The following is a 14,650-nucleotide window of genomic DNA, read 5'->3' on the forward strand; positions in this document are numbered from 1 at the left end:
CTTATTCTTCATCAAAGCCCGCTTCAAACAACTCAATGACCGCAGCCAGCGCCGGGACCTCTTCCGGCCCGCTGGCTTCAATCTCAATGTGTCCCCCTTTTGCCGAGTCGAGCATCAGCAGGGCGATCACGCTGCTGGCCTCGGCTTCGGTGCCTGCCTCGTTGCGCAGTAACACTTCGGCATCGAAGCTCTGCACCAGCTCAAACAACTTCATCGCCGGACGGGCATGCATGCCCAGCTTATTTTTGATTTCTACAGTTTGTCTGACGGTCATGATTTGCGCTTTTCCAGCGTGCGATGGCGTGACTGTACATTCTTACCGCGCGAGCGGAAATAGTCCGCCAGCTGCTCGGCGATATAGACTGAGCGGTGTTTACCGCCGGTACAGCCAATCGCCACGGTAAGATAGCTACGGTTGTTGGTCTCCAGCATCGGCAGCCAGAGTTCAAGATAGCTGCGTGTCTGGTAGATAAAATTATGCACTTCCGTGTGGCGGTCGAGGAAGGCCGCGACCGGGCGATCGAGGCCGGTCATCGGGCGCAGTTTCGGATCCCAGTGGGGATTGGGCAGAAAGCGCACGTCAAACACGTAGTCCGCGTCGATAGGGATGCCATGTTTGAAACCAAAGGATTCAAATACCATGGTCAGCTCACGTTCACGCTTGCCCAGCAGGCGGGTGCGCAGCATCTCGGCCAGTTCATGCACCGACATCTCTGACGTATCAATGATCAGATCGGCGCGCGAACGCAGCGGCTCCAGCAGATCGCTCTCTTCATCAATGGCGCTCTCCAGCGACAGATTTTTGCTGGAGAGGGGGTGCAGACGACGCGTATCGCTGTAGCGGCGAATCAGCGTGTTGCGGTCGGCGTCGAGAAACAGCAGCTGAGGTGAAAAGGAGTCGGGCAGATTATTCAGTGCGGTTTCAAAAATTTCGGGGGATTCAGGCATATTGCGCACGTCGATGCTGACCGCCGCCGAAATATTCCGCTCTGCCAGTGAGTTCGCTAACTCCGGCAGCAGCACCACCGGCAGGTTATCAACACAGTAGAACCCCATATCCTCCAGCGCACGGAGTGCCACTGACTTCCCCGAGCCTGAACGACCGCTAACGATCATCAGCACCATGACCTTCTCTCCCGTTTTAAAACCGGCACCCGGCCGGTAAAGACGCGTTACAGCTCTGTCTGGTTTTCCGTAATAATGGCATAAAGCTCTTCATCACTCTGCGCAGCGCGCAGCCGGCGGCAGACCGTTTTATCGGCCAGACGCTTTGCCACCAGTGAAAGGGTGTGCAGGTGTGTTTTGCACTGGTCAGCCGGAACCAGTAAGGCAAACAGCAGATCGACCGGCTGGTTATCGACGGCATCAAACGCAATCGGCTGTTCGAGGCTGATAAAGACCCCGACCGCGCGCAGCGTATCCTCTTCCAGCTTGCCGTGCGGGATCGCTATCCCGTTGCCGATACCGGTACTGCCCATACGCTCACGCGTCAGGATCGCTTCGAAAAGCGTCTGGTGCGGCAGGTTGAGCTGCTTAGCGGCCAGTTCGCTGATGATTTCCAGCGCACGTTTTTTGCTCTGGCAGTGTACGCCACTGCGTGTGCAGTCAGGCGAAAGCACCGTGCTCAATTCCAGTGTAAGATCGTTGTTCATTATCGTTTCACTTGCGGGTTCACCAGGCCATTCACCGCCGGCGTCTTCTGACGTGACGGAAATGACGCCTGCCAGATGACAAAACGGGGCGGATTATCCGCCCCATCCTGTCGGCTCAGTGCGCCAGGCGCGCGTAGCCAGCATGAAGGTTAGTGTTTTTTCAGTTTATCTTTATGTTTAGTCAGCTGACGGGCGAGCTTGTCGATCAGCCCATCAATCGCCGCGTACATATCTTCCGCTTCCGACGTGGCGTGCAGCTCGCCACCGTTAACGTGGAGTGTTGCGTCAGCCACCTGCATGACTTTCTCAACTTTCAGGACAATATAGACCTGATTGATGTGCTCAAAATAGTGTTCCAGTTTGGCAAATTTAGCACTGACGAATTCACGCAGTGGTGGCGTAATTTCAACGTGTTGCCCGGTCAGGTTCAGCTGCATAGGTCTTCCTTCTCATTTCTGTCAAACCAGCTGTTTACGCTGGTTCGATGGCGGGATGGATAAAGACTCACGATATTTTGCGACGGTACGCCGTGCCACCATGATCCCCTGATCGGACAACATGGAGGTCAGTTTACTGTCGCTCAAGGGTTTGGCTGGATTTTCCGCCGAAATTAATTTTTTCACCAACGCACGAATCGCCGTAGAGGAGGCTTCGCCGCCCCCTTCCGTGTTGACGTGGCTGGAGAAAAAGTACTTCAGTTCAAAAATACCGCGCGGACTGTGCAGATACTTCTGCGTGGTCACGCGGGAGATAGTTGATTCGTGCATCTCAACGGCCTGAGCAATATCAGCCAGGACCATCGGGCGCATAAACTCTTCCCCCTGCTCGAAAAACGCCTGCTGCTGCTCAACGATACAGCGCGTCACTTTCAGCAGTGTATCATTGCGGCTTTCCAGACTCTTAATCAGCCAGCGTGCTTCCTGCAGGTTGCTGCGAATAAACTGCGTGTCGCTGTCGTTACGCGTGGTGCCGCCCATCGCCGCATAGTGCTGATTGATCTTCAGGCGGGGCAGGCTGTCGGCGTTGAGTTCAACCGTCCAGCGGCTGCCGACCTTGCGCACCAGCACATCGGGAATTACATATTCCGGTTCGCCGGTGTTAATCGACTGGCCGGGACGCGGGTCCAGCGACTGAATCAGCAGCATCGCCTCTTTCAGCACCTCTTCTTTGAGGCGCGTTACCCGCATCAGGCTACGGAAGTCGTGGTTGGCCAGCAGGTCGAGATGCTCACTGACAATCAGACGTGCTTCGGTCAGCATGGGCGTGTCGGGTGCATATTGTGACAGCTGAACCAGCAGGCAGTCGCGCAGATCGCGCGCACCCACGCCAATCGGGTCAAAGCGCTGGATGCGTTTCAGCACCGCTTCAACTTCATCCACCTCCAGCTCGTCATTGCCGATACTGTCGAGGATCTCCTCAAGCGAAACGGTGAGATATCCGGTGTCATCGATAGCATCGACGATAGAGGTCGCAATCGCGCGATCGGTATCACTGAACGGCGTCAGGCCGACCTGCCACATCAGATAATCCTGCAGAGACTGCGTCGTTTCACCCTGGTAAACCGGTAGCTCATCATCCTGATAGTCCGTTCCGGTGCCGGAAGGTGTGCCAGCGGTGTAGATCTCATCCCAGGTGGCATCCAGCGGCAGTTCATCGGGCATCTCTTTTTGCTCAAGCGCTTCGCGGGTATCCAGCGCCTCCGCTTCTGCAGCGTCCCGGGAGTCGATCTCGTCGTGCGGGTCCGTCTGCTCAAGCAGGGGATTACTTTCCAGCGCCAGCTGTAGCTCCTGCTGGAGTTCAAGCGTAGAGAGCTGCAGCAGACGAATCGCCTGCTGCAGTTGGGGAGTCATTGCCAGCTGTTGGCTGAACCTGAGTTGTAAGGCTTGCTTCATAGACAGGATGATAGTTCCCAGGTAAATAGCGGTCTTAACGACACCTTATCAGAGTCTGAACTCTTCACCCAAATAAACCCGCTTAACCTGCTCATCCGCAAGAATTTCATTGGGTGTGCCGTGCGCGATCAGGTGGCCCTGGCTGACGATATAAGCCCGCTCACAAACCGCTAACGTTTCACGCACGTTATGGTCGGTAATCAGCACGCCGAGGCCGCTGTCACGCAGATGCTCAATGATCTTCTTAATGTCGATAACGGAGATAGGGTCAACACCGGCAAAAGGCTCATCCAGCAGAATGAACTTCGGATTGGCGGCCAGCGCACGCGCGATCTCAACACGGCGGCGTTCGCCGCCGGAGAGGGCCTGGCCCATGCTGTCGCGCAGGTGCTCAATGTGGAACTCTTCCATCAGCTCGCGGGCGCGATCCTGGCGTTGCTCTTCGGTCAGATCGTCACGGATCTGCAGCACCGCCATCAGGTTATCGTAAACGCTGAGGCGACGGAAAATGGAAGCCTCCTGCGGCAGATAGCCGATACCCCGACGCGCACGCGCATGCAGCGGCAGGATGCTGATATCTTCATCGTCAATCACGATACGGCCCGCGTCACGCGGCACGATGCCGACCACCATGTAAAACGTGGTGGTTTTACCGGCACCGTTCGGGCCCAGCAGGCCGACAATCTCGCCGGATTTCACCTGCAGACTGACATCTTCTACCACGCGACGGCCTTTGTAGGCCTTCGCCAGGTTTTCTGCGATTAATGTGGCCATAGCTATCAGTTACTCTTCTTCTCGCTGTTGGACGACGCTTTATCCTGAAGTTGCGACGGCACCAGTACGGTGGTGACGCGCTTGTTCTGGCCCTGGCTGAAAGCCTGCATCTTCTGCTCTTTCACCAGGTAGGTAATGCGATCGCCTTTGATGTTGCTGTCCTGCTGCTCAATAAACGCATTGCCGGTCAGTTCAACGAAATCGTTAGCCAGTTCGTAATGCAGTTTTGCGGCATGGCCCTGAACCGGTTTGCCGCTGTCCTGCATCTGATAGAAGGTGGCAGGATTACCGTAGGCATCGACGATGGTTTTCTTACTGTCGCCGCCCGGACGGGTGACCACGACTTTATCTGCCGTAATTTTGATGGTGCCCTGCGTCACAATGACGTTGCCGGTAAAGGTCGCGACATTGCCCTGTAAATCCAGCGCCTGATTCTGCGAGTCAATATTAACGGGTTTGTCCGAGTCACCGGTCAGGGCCAGCGCCGGAACGCTGGTCGCCAGCAGCACGCTGGCCAGTAAAAGCTTCAGGCTATTTTTGTTCATTTTGAATTTCATAAGAGGTTTTGACCTTCTCGATTAACTCGGCGTTTTTTGTCCGTAAATTGCCGCGCATTTTCATGCCGGTGGAGTTAAAGCTGCGGCCATACAATGTCACCTGGTCATCCGAGGTAACGTCCTGGGTCACCAGATTGATCTGCGCGTTATCTGTTTTGATCCGCTCCAGCTGAGAATCCTGCGTCAGCGTGTTGAGCTCAACATGGCCATAAAGATAAAGCATACGATCTTTGGTGAGCTTTGCCTTATCCGCGCGTAACGTCCAGGTCGGGATTTTGTTCTCATCATAGGTGGTCATCACCGGATGCTCGAACCAGCTCAGTTCGTCATCCGAGAAATAGGTCACTTTGTCTGAGACCAGTTTATAGGACAGCGCGCCCTGCGGGTTGTAAACCACCGTGTGCGAATCCGCACTGGTGTAGGTCGGAGACTGACTGTCTGTCCCGACGGGCATCCCATCGTCATCCTTATTGGTAAGATTCCAGCCGATCAAAACCAGTGCAATCAAGGTCAGAATCAGCGTTATCCAACGCCTGCTTTTACTCATACTGATTGCCCTTTGGCATCCTCAAATTTGTTCTGCGCTATTAAGATCAGATCGCAGACTTCACGAACCGCACCGCGTCCACCGGCGATACGGGTAACATAGTCTGCGCGCGGCAACAGGATGGGATGTGCATCCGCCACCGCCACGCTGAATCCCACCTTCGCCATGACCGGCCAGTCGATCAGGTCATCGCCGATATAGGCGACCTGGTCGTCGGAAAGAGACAGTTTATCCAGAAGTTCGCGATAGGCCAAAAGCTTATCCGATTGTCCCTGATAAAGATGACGGATGCCGAGCGTTTTGCAGCGATCTTCCATCAGACGGGCATTGCGGCCGGTAATAATAGCCACTTCCACATCGGAGGTCAGCAGGCAGCGCACGCCATAGCCATCCCGCACGTTGAACGCCTTAAGCTCTTCGCCGTTATTTCCCATGTAGATCACCCCGTCGGACATCACGCCGTCTACGTCACAGATCAGCAGACGAATGCGACTGGCGCGCGCCATAACTTCAGCACTGACCGGGCCGTAGCAGGTGTCAATCGGGGGAGTTGCCTGTTGCATTTTCTCTTCCTGTTCAGACTACGCCAGCGCGCAGCATGTCATGCATATGTACCACACCGAGCAGATGGTCGTCATCGGCCACCAGAATCGACGTGATGTTTTTGGTCTGCATCAGGTTCAGGGCGTCCACCGCCAGCATATTCGGCCGGACGCGGATGCCCCCTGGCGTCATCACTTCCCCGATGGTGGCACGCTGAAAATCGATGCCCATATCAAAGATGCGGCGCAGGTCACCATCAGTAAAAATCCCTTCGATTTTCATCAGGTCGTCGACGACCACCGTCAGACCGAGATTTTTGCGGGTAATCTCCAGCAGTGCATCGCGCAGTGAGGCGTCACGCGTGACGTGCGGCAGCGCATCGCCACTGTGCATGATATCGGCCACATGCAGCAGCAGTTTGCGGCCCAGCGCACCGCCGGGGTGGGAGAGGGCGAAATCCTCCGCTGTAAATCCCCGCGCTTCCAGCAGCGAAACCGCCAGAGCATCACCCATCACCAGCGTGGCGGTGGTACTGCTGGTCGGGGCCAGGCCCAGCGGGCAGGCTTCCTGAGGAACGTGGACGCAGAGATGCACGTCGGCAGCCCGTCCCATCGCGCTGTCAGGCCGTCCGGTCATGCAGATCAGCGTAATGTGCTGGCGCTTCAGCACCGGAATCAGGGCGAGAATCTCGTTCGACTCCCCGCTGTTAGAGATAGCGATGACCACATCATTTTTGCTCACCATGCCCAGATCGCCGTGGCTGGCTTCGCCCGGATGCACAAAAAAGGCGGGCGTGCCGGTGCTGGCAAAGGTCGCCGCCATTTTCTTGCCGACGTGACCTGACTTCCCCATGCCCATCACCACCACCTTACCCTGGCAGGCATAGATCAGGGCGCAGGCCCGGGCAAAATCCTCATTGATATATTGATCGAGCTGTTCCAGCCCTTCACGCTCAATGCGCAGGACGGTTTTTCCCACCTGCTGGAAGTCGAATGCTGTTGGTTGCTGATGTGACATAGTGAGTCTGTCCTTGTTAGCCGTCCATGAACGCCGGCTGCATCCACAGCAGCGTCACCCAGACGAAGAAACCACAGAGTAAAATCAGGCCTGCCGTCCGGCCAACACGGCGACGCCGTAGCAGGCAGAGCAGGGCAAAGAGCGCACTCACGCCGAGCATCACCCAGTAGTCACGGGCGAAAGCGTGATAGTCAATGCTGCCGGGGTGGATCAGCGCCGGCAGGCCAAGCACGATGGCAATATTATAAATGTTGGCGCCGACCAGATTACCGATCGCGATATCATCTTCGCCTTTCAGTGCACCGGCGATGACCGTTGCCAGCTCAGGCAGGCTGGTGCCCACGGCAATCAGCGTCAGGCCCATCACCAGCTCACTGACGCCAAAGTAGTCGGCAAAGGCCGTGGCGTTGTCGATCACCATGCGTGTCGACATCGGCAGGATGATCAGCGCAACGGCGAGCCAGAGAAAGGCCACCGTGTTGCCGCTCTCTTCACGGGGCAGCTCGGCCAGCTGCTCGCGGGTCAGGGTGTCGTTATTGTCCCGTTCGGCCTTGCGCGCGATGCGAATCACCACCAGAAGATAAATCGCGGCAATCGCGATCAGGCCAATTCCATCCAGTCGACTAAGCTGATTGTCAAACAGCATAAAACCGCTGAGCAGGGTGACCAGCAACATCAGCGGTAGTTCGCGGCGAATCAGATTAGAATGCACACTCAGCGGGTGCATAAGCGCAGCGGCACCCAGAATCAGTAAAATGTTCGTAATATTCGAGCCGAGGGCGGTGCCCACAGCGAGATCCATCTGGCCATGCTGCGCTGCCGAAAAGGAGAGGATCATCTCCGGCAGCGAGGTGCCGATGCTGACCACGGTCATGCCGATAATCAGCGGCGGAATGCCCAGAGAGCGGCATAATATTGAGGCGCTAAACACCAGACGATCGGCACCATAAGCCAGTAAAAGCAAACCGATAATCAACAGTGCAGAAGCTACGAACATGAAAAATCCTTGCGTAAAAACTCAGGCCGGCAATGCGTTCCCGGCCGGTTTAAAATTCTGTTTGGCGAGACAGGCGCTGATTTTGACCGCCTCAGGGGCAAAAGTAAATTTAATGACCATTTTCGCCAAATCTTAGCGGTAAGTTTCTGTAAAGCTATCGTGAATCAGGACCGAACAGGCTACCATCGTACCCCATGTTTACGCCCGATCCTTACAAGAGGTAATAATGACCCAGCAGCAAACGAATCTGGTTGAGGTTCGTGGCGTGAGTTTTTCGCGCGGAGATCGCACCATCTTTGATGACATCTCGCTGACCGTGCCGAAAGGCAAAGTGACCGCGATTATGGGGCCATCGGGGATCGGAAAAACCACTCTGCTACGCTTGATTGGGGGGCAACTTCAGCCGACCCGCGGCGAGATTTTTTTCCGTGGCGAAAACATTCCGTCATTATCGCGCGCCAGACTGTATGAAGCGCGTAAAAAGATGAGCATGCTGTTCCAGTCGGGTGCGCTGTTTACAGACTTAACGGTTTATGAAAACGTTGCGTGGCCGCTGCGTGAACATACGCGACTGCCTGAGCCGCTGCTGCACAGCACGGTGCTGATGAAGCTGGAAGCGGTGGGCCTGCGGGGCGCGGCCCAGCTGAAGCCTGCAGAGCTCTCAGGCGGCATGGCGCGACGTGTGGCCCTGGCGCGCGCTATTGCGCTGGAGCCGGAACTCATCATGTTTGATGAGCCCTTCGTGGGTCAGGATCCGATTACCATGGGCGTGCTGGTCAAACTCATTGATGAACTGAACCATGCGCTGGGCCTGACCTGCATCGTGGTCTCGCATGACGTACCGGAAGTACTGAGCATTGCGGACTATGCCTATATTGTGGCCGGACAAAAAATTATCGCACACGGCACCACGCCGGAACTGCGAGAGAATAACGACCCGCGCGTGCGCCAGTTTATTGATGGCGATGCGGATGGTCCGGTTCCATTCCGTTTTCCTGCCGGCGATTATCTCGCTGATTTAACCGGCTCACGGAGTAACTAAACAGATGGTCTTGAAGGCGCTGGCGTCGTTTGGTCGTCAGGGAATTGAAACGTGCGCCAGTTTTGGACGCGCAGGATTAATGCTGTTTCACGCGCTGGTAGGAAAACCGGCGTTTCGCAGACACACGCCGCTACTGATCAAACAGCTCTACAGCGTTGGCGTGCTGTCGCTCCTGATTATTGTGGTATCGGGCCTCTTCATTGGCATGGTTCTCGGGCTGCAGGGCTATCTGGTGCTGACCACCTATGGCGCCGAAACCAGTCTGGGTATGCTGGTGGCCCTGTCGCTGCTGCGAGAGCTGGGACCGGTGGTGACCGCACTGCTGTTTGCCGGCCGGGCGGGCTCGGCGCTGACGGCGGAAATCGGCCTGATGAAAGCCACCGAGCAGCTCTCCAGTATGGAGATGATGGCGGTCGATCCGTTACGCCGGGTGGTGTCGCCCCGTTTCTGGGCGGGCTTCATCAGCATGCCGCTGCTGGCACTCATCTTCACGGCGGTCGGGATCGCGGGCGGTGCGCTGGTGGGTGTGAGCTGGAAGGGGATCGATCCCGGCTTCTTCTGGTCGGCGATGCAGAACGCGGTCGATTTCCGCACCGACGTGGTGAACTGCCTGATTAAAAGTGCCGTCTTTGCCGTGACGGTGACCTGGATTGCTCTTTTTAATGGCTATGACGCGATTCCCACTTCCGAAGGGATCAGTCGCGCGACAACGCGTACCGTCGTACACGCCTCTCTGGCGGTACTCGGGTTGGATTTTGTGCTGACAGCACTGATGTTTGGGAATTGATGCAATGCAAAGCAAAAAAAGCGAAATCTGGGTTGGCATTTTTATGATTATGGCGCTGATTGCCGCGCTGTTCCTCTGTCTGCGCGTCGCCGACCTGAAGTCAATGGGCACGGAGCCGACGTGGAAACTCTACGCGACCTTTGACAATATTGGCGGCCTCAAAGCCAGTTCGCCGGTCAAAATCGGCGGCGTAGTGATTGGCCGGGTGACGGATATCGAGCTTGAACCGAAGACCCTGCTGCCGCGCGTCACGATGGAGATCAGCGATCAGTACGCGAATAAAATTTCAGACACCAGTTCGCTGGCGATTCGCACCCAGGGTCTGCTGGGTGAGCAGTTCCTGGCGCTTAACTTAGGCTTTGACGACCCTGAGCTCGGTTCGGCGATGCTGAAAGATGGCGATACGCTGCGCGACACCAAATCGGCGATGGTGCTTGAAGATCTGATCGGTCAGTTCCTTTACAAGAGCGGCGACAACAAACAAAAAAATGAGGGCAAGGATGCGCAGGATGGCAGCAGTGCCGCGCCTGCGGAACCGGCTCAACCTTAAAGAAGAGGGCATACCATGTTTAAACGTTTACTGATGATTGCCATGCTGGTGGTTGCGGTCCCGCTGACGGCAACGGCAGCCGACCAGAGCAATCCCTACAAGCTGATGAACGAAGCGGCGCAAAAGACCTTCAGCCGTCTGAAAAATGAGCAGCCAAAAATCAAGCAGGACCCCAACTACCTGCGTCAGATTGTGCGTCAGGAACTGCTGCCTTACGTGCAGATCAAATATGCGGGCGCATTAGTGCTGGGTCGCTACTATCGTGACTCAACACCGGCCCAGCGCGAAGCTTACTTCAGCGCTTTTGGCGACTATCTGGCCCAGGCTTATGGTCAGGCACTGGCCCTCTACAACGGCCAGAGCTACCAGATCCAGCCTGAGCAGCCGCTGGGCGACGCCAAAATTGTGGCGATTCGCGTCACTATCATCGATCCTAATGGCCGTCCGCCGGTTCGCCTCGACTTTCAGTGGCGTAAAAACAGCCAGACTGGCAACTGGCAGGCTTATGACATGATTGCCGAAGGCGTCAGCATGATCACCACCAAACAGAATGAGTGGAGCGATCTGTTACGGACCAAAGGTATCGATGGTCTGACGGCGCAGCTCAAATCGTCTGCGTCACAGCCAATCACGCTGGATAAACAACAATAATGCACGAATCGTTACGCTGGGAGCGCGAAGCCAGCACGCTATTACTGAAAGGCGAGCTGGATCGCGACACCCTGATGGGCCTCTGGCAGCAGCGTGAAACGCTGATTCGCGGCGTCGAGACGATCGACGTCGCGGCGCTGAACCGGGTTGACTCTTCCGGCCTCGCTCTGCTGGTGCACCTGCGGGAAATCGCACGGGCGCAGGGGAGCACCCCGCGCTTTGCCGGTATCAGCGACAAACTGCAGTCGCTGATTACGCTTTACAATCTGCAACAGATTATTGTTTCTGCGGATAAAAGCGCCTGATTTCCGCTTGTTATGCTAAGCCCCTGTTTTCAACAGGGGCTTTTGCGTATTTAAGAGTCAGCCGCTTTCCTCTACTATGTCAGCCTTATTATTATTAAGTGAAGTTAAGCACAATGGAAAACAGTGAAATTCAGGCCGTGCTGATGGCAGCGCTGCCTTTAGACGAAGTGCATGTGATGAGCAACGATGGCAGCCATTTTCAGGTGATCGCCGTAGGCGAACTGTTTGGCGAGCTGAGCCGCGTGAAAAAACAGCAGGCTGTCTACGCGCCGCTGATGGAATACATCGCGGACAACCGCATTCATGCTGTCTCTATCAAAACCTATACTCCCGCTGAATGGGCGCGCGACCGTAAACTCAACGGTTTCTGATCCCTCAGCGTGGTGCACTCGTGGTAAGCGAGTCCCATCTTTAGCTAGTTAATTGAGAGCCGTGTTAATGGACAAATTTCGTGTGCAAGGCCCCACCCGCTTAAGTGGTGAAGTAACCATTTCCGGGGCGAAGAACGCCGCGCTACCTATTCTGTTTGCTGCCCTGCTGGCTGAAGAGCCGGTAGAGATCCAGAATGTGCCAAAGCTGCGCGACATTGATACCACCATGAAGCTGCTGAGCCAGCTGGGTGCGAAGGTGGAGCGCAACGGTTCTGTGCATGTCGATGCCAGCGCGGTCGATGTATTTTGTGCGCCTTACGATCTGGTGAAAACCATGCGTGCCTCCATCTGGGCGCTGGGCCCGCTGGTGGCGCGTTTTGGTCAGGGTCAGGTTTCGCTGCCGGGCGGCTGCGCGATTGGTGCGCGTCCGGTTGACCTGCATATCACCGGTCTGGAACAGCTGGGTGCCGAGATTAAGCTGGAAGAGGGCTACGTCAAGGCGTCCGTCAACGGTCGCCTGAAGGGCGCGCTGATTGTCATGGACAAGATCAGCGTCGGCGCAACCGTCACTATCATGAGTGCGGCAACCCTGGCGACCGGCACCACCGTGATTGAGAATGCGGCGCGGGAGCCGGAAATTGTCGATACCGCCAACTTCCTTAACACGCTGGGTGCCCGCATTAGCGGCGCAGGCACTGACAAGATCACCATCGAAGGCGTCGAGCGTCTGGGCGGCGGTGTTTACCGCGTTCTGCCGGACCGCATCGAAGCCGGCACCTTCCTGGTGGCAGCCGCCATTTCAGGCGGCAAAGTGATGTGCCACAAGGCTCAGCCCGATACGATGGATGCGGTTCTCTCTAAGCTGCGTGACGCCGGTGCCGATATCGAAACCGGCGAAGACTGGATCAGTCTCGATATGCACGGCAAACGCCCTAAAGCGGTCAATGTGCGCACCGCGCCACACCCGGGTTTCCCGACCGATATGCAGGCGCAGTTCACCCTGCTGAATATGGTGGCGGAAGGCACCGGCGTAATTACCGAAACCATTTTCGAAAACCGTTTCATGCACATCCCGGAGCTGATTCGTATGGGCGGCCATGCGGAGATCGAGAGCAACACCGCGATCTGTCACGGGGTGCAAACCCTGTCCGGTGCGCAGGTGATGGCGACCGATTTGCGCGCTTCTGCCAGCCTGGTTCTGGCTGGCTGTATCGCGGAAGGCACGACATTCGTCGATCGCATTTATCACATCGATCGTGGCTATGAGCATATCGAAGATAAGCTGAAAGCGATGGGTGCGAATATCGAGCGCGTCAGCGAAGAGTAATCTCAGGTATGCGCTGAAAGAACCAGCCCTTTGCGGGGCTGGTTTTTTTTCGCCTGTCGATCTCAGGGCGTGCCGGAAAGATCGGCGGGGATCCGGATACGTTTTTTGCGATCCAGCAGGCGGTGCGTGTCAGGATCGTAGTAGCGGCTGGGCCAGATCTCGCTGGGATGCACCTCGATCGCCTCAGCGATCAGCCATTCGCCTTTTGGCCACGGGCGCGTCAGCGCATTCGCGAGCGTTGATGAGCTGAGGCCGGCCGAGCGTGACAGTGCGGCCAGCGTCGTACCGCGTTTGTGCAGGGCTGCGATAATGTCAGCCGGGTGCCAGTCTTCCATCCTTTTTTGCATAACCCGTTCTCCTTGTCTTTGTGTCGTCCACCGGGACGTTGGCTTACCTTTTTACTGTTATCTGGAAAGTAAGCGTTTTTTATAGCAAATAGTTTCCATTAATTTCCAGTAATATTTGGCGTCAGCGTCGGGTCTGTGTGACAGCCCGCAAAAGGCATGCAACAGCAATGAGCGAACATAAAGAAGTGAGAGCGGGGAGGAGAAACGGAGCCAGGGAGGCTCCGTAGGGAATCAGAAATCGCGCTGAACTGACATATGCGCCAGCGACTCCAGCGCACTGCGCCAGGGTGATTCAGGCAGAATGCGCAGAGCGGCAATCGCCTTGTCCGCTTCCTGTTCGGCGCGGGTGCGGGTCCACTCCAGCGAACCACACTGGTGCATCGCTTCCAGTACCGGTTCCAGCAGATGGCGGCCATTACCCTGCTCAATGGCTTCGCGGATCATCTTCGCCTGCTCAGGTGAGCCGTTCTGCATTGCATGCAGCAGCGGCAGCGTCGGTTTTCCTTCGCTCAGGTCGTCGCCGGTGTTTTTACCCAGCGTCTCTCCGTCCGCACTGTAATCCAGTAAATCGTCGATTAACTGGAAAGCCGTGCCCAGATAGCGTCCATAATCCTGCAGCGCTTTCTCCTCTTCCGGCGTGGCGTCAGCCAGGATCGCAGAAGCCTGCGACGCGGCTTCAAACAGGCGCGCGGTCTTGCTGTAAATCACGCGCATGTAGCTCTCTTCGGTGATGTCAGGATCGTTCACGTTCATCAGCTGCAGGACTTCGCCCTCGGCTATCACGTTGACCGCTTCTGACATCAGCGCCAGGATACGCAGCGACCCCATGCTGGTCATCATCTGGAAGGCGCGGGTGTAAATAAAATCCCCGACCAGCACGCTTGCCGCATTGCCAAACGCCGCGTTCGCGGTCGCTTTGCCACGACGCATATCGGATTCATCCACGACATCGTCATGCAGCAGCGTGGCGGTGTGGATAAATTCGATCAGCGCCGCATTGGTCACGTGCAGATCACCCTTGTAGCCCATGGCGCGTGCGGAGAGCACGGCAATCATGGGACGGATACGCTTACCCCCACCACTGATGATGTAGTAGCCCAACTGGTTGATGAGCGAGACATCTGAATTCAGCTGGTCGAGGATGGTCTGGTTAACGGCAGCCATATCCTGTGCGGTTAATTCGTTGATCTGTTCTAAGTTCATTCGTCTTTTCAGCTATGACTCGTTATCTCTGCCATGGTAAGTGCTTTTACCCAGCCAGCGTTCAGGTAATCTGTTACTGATTGTACTT

20 protein-coding genes are annotated in these 14,650 nt (G+C 56.2%); 7 read left to right on the top strand and 13 right to left on the bottom strand.

Annotated elements, in window-relative coordinates; all coding sequences use genetic code 11:
* Nucleotide 1 precedes the first annotated feature (1 nt).
* From npr to AC6I7A_RS01940, 11 genes are all read right to left on the bottom strand, one after another.
* Entirely contained in the window at nt 2–274 is a 273-nt protein-coding gene (npr, locus tag AC6I7A_RS01890; protein WP_009092474.1) for a PTS phosphocarrier protein NPr, read from the bottom strand.
* Nucleotides 271–1,125 carry an RNase adapter RapZ gene (gene rapZ, locus AC6I7A_RS01895; protein WP_003851114.1) on the bottom strand — a complete coding sequence of 285 codons (855 nt, stop codon included), beginning with the start codon at nt 1,123–1,125 and terminating at the stop codon, nt 271–273. The genes npr and rapZ overlap by 4 nt, the downstream gene beginning before the upstream one ends.
* A 47-nt stretch (nt 1,126–1,172) precedes the next feature.
* On the bottom strand, nt 1,173–1,652 hold the full coding sequence (gene ptsN, locus AC6I7A_RS01900) for a PTS IIA-like nitrogen regulatory protein PtsN (protein WP_009092473.1): 480 nt from the start codon (nt 1,650–1,652) through the stop codon (nt 1,173–1,175).
* A gap of 149 nt (nt 1,653–1,801) precedes the next feature.
* Entirely contained in the window at nt 1,802–2,089 is a 288-nt protein-coding gene (gene hpf / locus AC6I7A_RS01905; protein ID WP_009092471.1) for a ribosome hibernation promoting factor, read from the bottom strand.
* 21 nt (nt 2,090–2,110) lie between these two features.
* Nucleotides 2,111–3,544 carry an RNA polymerase factor sigma-54 gene (gene rpoN / locus AC6I7A_RS01910; RefSeq protein WP_058958038.1) on the bottom strand — a complete coding sequence of 478 codons (1,434 nt, stop codon included), beginning with the start codon at nt 3,542–3,544 and terminating at the stop codon, nt 2,111–2,113.
* A 48-nt stretch (nt 3,545–3,592) separates the two neighbouring features.
* Nucleotides 3,593–4,318 carry an LPS export ABC transporter ATP-binding protein gene (gene lptB / locus AC6I7A_RS01915; protein ID WP_009092467.1) on the bottom strand — a complete coding sequence of 242 codons (726 nt, stop codon included), beginning with the start codon at nt 4,316–4,318 and terminating at the stop codon, nt 3,593–3,595.
* 5 nt (nt 4,319–4,323) lie between these two features.
* On the bottom strand, nt 4,324–4,875 hold the full coding sequence (lptA, locus tag AC6I7A_RS01920; RefSeq protein ID WP_033736432.1) for a lipopolysaccharide ABC transporter substrate-binding protein LptA: 552 nt from the start codon (nt 4,873–4,875) through the stop codon (nt 4,324–4,326).
* A complete protein-coding gene (lptC, locus tag AC6I7A_RS01925; RefSeq protein ID WP_009092465.1) occupies nt 4,850–5,422 on the bottom strand; it encodes an LPS export ABC transporter periplasmic protein LptC in 573 nt (190 codons plus the stop codon). Before lptC ends, lptA begins: the two co-directional genes overlap by 26 nt.
* Complete coding sequence (gene kdsC, locus AC6I7A_RS01930; RefSeq protein WP_058958039.1) at nt 5,419–5,985, bottom strand: 3-deoxy-manno-octulosonate-8-phosphatase KdsC; 567 nt, start codon at nt 5,983–5,985, stop codon at nt 5,419–5,421. The genes lptC and kdsC overlap by 4 nt, the downstream gene beginning before the upstream one ends.
* A gap of 13 nt (nt 5,986–5,998) precedes the next feature.
* Nucleotides 5,999–6,982 carry an arabinose-5-phosphate isomerase KdsD gene (gene kdsD, locus AC6I7A_RS01935; protein WP_058958040.1) on the bottom strand — a complete coding sequence of 328 codons (984 nt, stop codon included), beginning with the start codon at nt 6,980–6,982 and terminating at the stop codon, nt 5,999–6,001.
* Between the two features lie 16 nt (nt 6,983–6,998).
* Nucleotides 6,999–7,979: a calcium/sodium antiporter gene (locus tag AC6I7A_RS01940; protein ID WP_009092462.1), complete on the bottom strand. Its 981-nt coding sequence runs from the start codon at nt 7,977–7,979 to the stop codon at nt 6,999–7,001.
* Nucleotides 7,980–8,205: 226 nt separating this feature from the next.
* Here AC6I7A_RS01940 and mlaF point away from each other — a divergent pair, with 226 nt between their 5' ends.
* The 7 genes from mlaF (at nt 8,206) to murA (ending at nt 13,012) form a co-directional block, all read left to right on the top strand.
* Nucleotides 8,206–9,021, top strand: a complete 816-nt coding sequence (gene mlaF / locus AC6I7A_RS01945; protein ID WP_046101074.1) for a phospholipid ABC transporter ATP-binding protein MlaF — start codon at nt 8,206–8,208, stop codon at nt 9,019–9,021.
* Nucleotides 9,022–9,025: 4 nt separating this feature from the next.
* Nucleotides 9,026–9,808 carry a lipid asymmetry maintenance ABC transporter permease subunit MlaE gene (mlaE, locus tag AC6I7A_RS01950; protein WP_009092460.1) on the top strand — a complete coding sequence of 261 codons (783 nt, stop codon included), beginning with the start codon at nt 9,026–9,028 and terminating at the stop codon, nt 9,806–9,808.
* A gap of 4 nt (nt 9,809–9,812) precedes the next feature.
* A complete protein-coding gene (mlaD, locus tag AC6I7A_RS01955; RefSeq protein WP_009092459.1) occupies nt 9,813–10,358 on the top strand; it encodes an outer membrane lipid asymmetry maintenance protein MlaD in 546 nt (181 codons plus the stop codon).
* Between the two features lie 15 nt (nt 10,359–10,373).
* Nucleotides 10,374–11,009, top strand: coding sequence for a phospholipid-binding protein MlaC (mlaC, locus tag AC6I7A_RS01960; RefSeq protein WP_009092458.1), 636 nt, complete (start codon nt 10,374–10,376; stop codon nt 11,007–11,009).
* The gene (mlaB, locus tag AC6I7A_RS01965) at nt 11,009–11,314 is read left to right on the top strand and encodes a lipid asymmetry maintenance protein MlaB (protein WP_046101075.1); all 306 of its coding nucleotides are present in this window, start codon (nt 11,009–11,011) and stop codon (nt 11,312–11,314) included. The genes mlaC and mlaB overlap by 1 nt, the downstream gene beginning before the upstream one ends.
* A 113-nt stretch (nt 11,315–11,427) precedes the next feature.
* Nucleotides 11,428–11,685 (top strand): BolA family iron metabolism protein IbaG, encoded by a 258-nt coding sequence (gene ibaG / locus AC6I7A_RS01970; RefSeq protein ID WP_009092456.1) that lies wholly within the window; start codon nt 11,428–11,430, stop codon nt 11,683–11,685.
* A 67-nt stretch (nt 11,686–11,752) separates the two neighbouring features.
* Entirely contained in the window at nt 11,753–13,012 is a 1,260-nt protein-coding gene (gene murA / locus AC6I7A_RS01975; protein WP_058958041.1) for a UDP-N-acetylglucosamine 1-carboxyvinyltransferase, read from the top strand.
* A 62-nt stretch (nt 13,013–13,074) separates the two neighbouring features.
* Here the strand turns inward: murA and AC6I7A_RS01980 are convergent, their stop codons facing one another.
* Together AC6I7A_RS01980 and ispB are read right to left on the bottom strand one after the other, a co-directional pair.
* Entirely contained in the window at nt 13,075–13,359 is a 285-nt protein-coding gene (locus AC6I7A_RS01980; protein ID WP_033736431.1) for a helix-turn-helix domain-containing protein, read from the bottom strand.
* A 231-nt stretch (nt 13,360–13,590) separates the two neighbouring features.
* Nucleotides 13,591–14,562, bottom strand: a complete 972-nt coding sequence (ispB, locus tag AC6I7A_RS01985) for an octaprenyl diphosphate synthase (RefSeq protein ID WP_009092450.1) — start codon at nt 14,560–14,562, stop codon at nt 13,591–13,593.
* Between the last annotated feature and the right edge of the window lie 88 nt (nt 14,563–14,650).

Source organism: Type-F symbiont of Plautia stali, assembly GCF_059731105.1.

Excerpts from the sequence above, each read along its gene's own strand:
- npr (WP_009092474.1), bottom strand. The coding sequence starts at position 274 with ATGACCGTCAGACAAACTGTAGAAATCAAAAATAAGCTGGGCATGCAT.
- rapZ (WP_003851114.1), bottom strand. The coding sequence starts at position 1,125 with ATGGTGCTGATGATCGTTAGCGGTCGTTCAGGCTCGGGGAAGTCAGTG.
- ptsN (WP_009092473.1), bottom strand. The coding sequence starts at position 1,652 with ATGAACAACGATCTTACACTGGAATTGAGCACGGTGCTTTCGCCTGAC.
- hpf (WP_009092471.1), bottom strand. The coding sequence starts at position 2,089 with ATGCAGCTGAACCTGACCGGGCAACACGTTGAAATTACGCCACCACTG.
- rpoN (WP_058958038.1), bottom strand. The coding sequence starts at position 3,544 with ATGAAGCAAGCCTTACAACTCAGGTTCAGCCAACAGCTGGCAATGACT.
- lptB (WP_009092467.1), bottom strand. The coding sequence starts at position 4,318 with ATGGCCACATTAATCGCAGAAAACCTGGCGAAGGCCTACAAAGGCCGT.
- lptA (WP_033736432.1), bottom strand. The coding sequence starts at position 4,875 with ATGAAATTCAAAATGAACAAAAATAGCCTGAAGCTTTTACTGGCCAGC.
- lptC (WP_009092465.1), bottom strand. The coding sequence starts at position 5,422 with ATGAGTAAAAGCAGGCGTTGGATAACGCTGATTCTGACCTTGATTGCA.
- kdsC (WP_058958039.1), bottom strand. The coding sequence starts at position 5,985 with ATGCAACAGGCAACTCCCCCGATTGACACCTGCTACGGCCCGGTCAGT.
- kdsD (WP_058958040.1), bottom strand. The coding sequence starts at position 6,982 with ATGTCACATCAGCAACCAACAGCATTCGACTTCCAGCAGGTGGGAAAA.
- AC6I7A_RS01940 (WP_009092462.1), bottom strand. The coding sequence starts at position 7,979 with ATGTTCGTAGCTTCTGCACTGTTGATTATCGGTTTGCTTTTACTGGCT.
- mlaF (WP_046101074.1), top strand. The coding sequence starts at position 8,206 with ATGACCCAGCAGCAAACGAATCTGGTTGAGGTTCGTGGCGTGAGTTTT.
- mlaE (WP_009092460.1), top strand. The coding sequence starts at position 9,026 with ATGGTCTTGAAGGCGCTGGCGTCGTTTGGTCGTCAGGGAATTGAAACG.
- mlaD (WP_009092459.1), top strand. The coding sequence starts at position 9,813 with ATGCAAAGCAAAAAAAGCGAAATCTGGGTTGGCATTTTTATGATTATG.
- mlaC (WP_009092458.1), top strand. The coding sequence starts at position 10,374 with ATGTTTAAACGTTTACTGATGATTGCCATGCTGGTGGTTGCGGTCCCG.
- mlaB (WP_046101075.1), top strand. The coding sequence starts at position 11,009 with ATGCACGAATCGTTACGCTGGGAGCGCGAAGCCAGCACGCTATTACTG.
- ibaG (WP_009092456.1), top strand. The coding sequence starts at position 11,428 with ATGGAAAACAGTGAAATTCAGGCCGTGCTGATGGCAGCGCTGCCTTTA.
- murA (WP_058958041.1), top strand. The coding sequence starts at position 11,753 with ATGGACAAATTTCGTGTGCAAGGCCCCACCCGCTTAAGTGGTGAAGTA.
- AC6I7A_RS01980 (WP_033736431.1), bottom strand. The coding sequence starts at position 13,359 with ATGCAAAAAAGGATGGAAGACTGGCACCCGGCTGACATTATCGCAGCC.
- ispB (WP_009092450.1), bottom strand. The coding sequence starts at position 14,562 with ATGAACTTAGAACAGATCAACGAATTAACCGCACAGGATATGGCTGCC.